Source organism: Neoroseomonas lacus, assembly GCF_014644535.1.
GTDB lineage: Bacteria > Pseudomonadota > Alphaproteobacteria > Acetobacterales > Acetobacteraceae > Neoroseomonas > Neoroseomonas lacus.
This window is the reverse complement of record NZ_BMKW01000051.1, coordinates 1-1,630: the sequence shown is the minus strand read 5'-3', so window position 1 is coordinate 1,630 and position 1,630 is coordinate 1. Positions and strand designations below refer to the sequence as shown.

Below are 1,630 nucleotides of genomic sequence, written 5' to 3'. Positions count from 1 at the left end.
CAGGCTGGGCGAGACGCCGTGCAGCCGGGCGACGGCAGAGACCGTCATGCCGGGCTGCATGGACTGTTCGACCAGCCGGACCTCTTCCTCGGCAGTGTAGCGCCGGCGTCGGTGGATGCCGGTGATCATCGCAACGCGCTCAATGGGCTTCGACATAGGCGTGCGCCTAGGCTTCAACCTAGGCCCTCCCAGCTATGCCGCCTGTCCGCGCGAATTGGGGGCCGCTCCAGCCGCCGCGCGCAGCACCGTTGCCGCCACGATGCCGCGTAACCAGGCGAGCCCGGCGTCAGCGTTCACCGCCTTGAGCCACGCCATGTCGAGACGATGCAGACGCCCCGGAAGGGGCGATGGAAGGATGTGCAAGCGCAGTGTCTTCGCGAAGGGGGCCACGGCACCAAGCGGCAGGGTGGTTATCAGGTCGGTCGTCGCGACGAGATGCAGCGCTGCCATGAAGTGGGGCACCGTCACGGCGATCCGCCGGCTCAGCCCCTGCGCCTCCAGCGCCTGGTCCATCCAACTCTGGCGCTCTGGGAAGGAGGAGATACGGATATGGCGGTGCGCGAGAAACGCGGCCATGTCGAAGCGATGCTTCGGGTCCCAGCACCGCCGCGCCAGAACGCAGACATGCGGATCCTGCCTGAGACGCTGCCGATGGCAACGCGGTGGCACGTCGTCGATCTGGCCGAGCGCCATATCCGCCCGGCCCTCATCCAGCAGCCGGGGCAGTATCGGGCCATCCTGGCTCTCGCCGCGCGGTAGGTGGATCGCTTCCAGCGAAACCCCGGGAGCGGATCTGTCGAGCGTCCGGAGGATCAACGGGAGCAGCGTCGCGGAGACGTAGTCGTTCATGCCGATGCGAAAGTGTCGCGCACTGGCTTCCGGGCGAAACGGTTCCGCCGGCAGGACGGCCCGTTCCAAACCCGCAAGGGCCGCCACGGCGGCTTGGCACAATTCGGTGCCGCGCGGCGTGGGCACCAGAACGCCTCGCCCCCGCACGAAGAGCTGGTCCGCAAAGGCGAGGCGTAGGCGCTGCAGGGCGTGACTCATCGCCGGCTGAGAAAGGCCAATCATACGGCCGGCGGCAGTGATGCCGCGACATTGCCACAGCGCGTTCAGCGCCTTCAGCAGGTTGAGGTCCAGTGCCAGAATCGACCGGATCGGTGCTGGATCATTCGCGCGCTGCATGGTCTGCATATCTAACATCGATTTGACGGATTGCGCCACGCCGGTGACAGTTTTTGCGACGGTCGAGGAGATGCCCCGCGATGACAGACATTTGGCGCCGGACGCTGTTTGTGGCCGGCCTTGCCTGTCTGGCAGCCATGACCGCCGACCCGAGCCGGGCCGAGACGCTGACCATCGGCATGGCTGGCGGCGTCACCTCGGTGGACCCGCACTTCCACAACGCGTCGCCCAACAACAGTATCGCCATGCAGATCTTTGATCGGCTGGTGGAGCGCGCCGCGGATGGCACCTTGGCGCCGGGCCTCGCCGAATCCTGGCGACCGGTGTCCGAGACGGCGTGGGAGTTCCGCCTGCGGCCTGGCGTGACATGGCATGACGGCCGCGCTCTGACCGCCGACGACATCGCCTTCAGCTTCACGCGCGCGCGGAACATCCCGAACAGCCC

3 protein-coding genes are annotated in these 1,630 nt (G+C 67.2%); 1 reads left to right on the top strand and 2 read right to left on the bottom strand.

Annotated features, from left to right (window positions below; genetic code table 11):
- Together IEY36_RS31525 and IEY36_RS30330 are read right to left on the bottom strand one after the other, a co-directional pair.
- The coding region (locus IEY36_RS31525; RefSeq protein WP_373290367.1) for a transposase at positions 1-129 on the bottom strand (129 nt) is incomplete at its 3' end.
- Between the two features lie 63 nt (positions 130-192).
- Positions 193-1,224: a LysR family transcriptional regulator gene (locus IEY36_RS30330; protein ID WP_188974052.1), complete on the bottom strand. Its 1,032-nt coding sequence runs from the start codon at positions 1,222-1,224 to the stop codon at positions 193-195.
- A 41-nt stretch (positions 1,225-1,265) separates the two neighbouring features.
- On the opposite strand from IEY36_RS30330, the gene IEY36_RS30325 reads away from it, so the two are divergent.
- Positions 1,266-1,630 (top strand): ABC transporter substrate-binding protein (locus IEY36_RS30325; RefSeq protein ID WP_229681727.1); only part of this gene is annotated, 365 nt, incomplete at its 3' end.